The organism is Kluyvera sp. EC_51 (genome assembly GCF_019584505.1).
Classification (GTDB): Bacteria; Pseudomonadota; Gammaproteobacteria; order Enterobacterales; family Enterobacteriaceae; genus Kluyvera; species Kluyvera sichuanensis.
Genome location: NZ_VDAG01000020.1, coordinates 1 through 231 on the forward strand (window position 1 = coordinate 1; position 231 = coordinate 231).

The 231-nt window shown below is 37.2% G+C and carries 1 protein-coding gene; it reads right to left on the reverse strand.

The window, feature by feature from the left end; all coding sequences use genetic code 11:
* Positions 1-43 precede the first annotated feature (43 nt).
* A partial coding sequence (locus tag FHC49_RS05835; protein WP_220439163.1) for a TIR domain-containing protein occupies positions 44-231 on the reverse strand: 188 nt, incomplete at its 5' end.

Genomic DNA, 231 nt, shown 5'->3' on the forward strand with positions numbered 1-231 from the left:
CACGCAGCGGCCTCTTTAGCATAACGTCATTGTGCGAACCAATTTAATTGATTATTTTTTCTCGCTCCAGCACTTCTCTAATATCTTGGAATACGGCACTAATATTTCCTTTAGGAAATCTTATTTGACCTAAACCATTTATATTAGAAAACTCCTCGCATCCTTCTTCTAATAAAACAATGGCTCGTTCAAATCCTAATCGACCTTGAAAGAGTCCGACCTCATGAATAA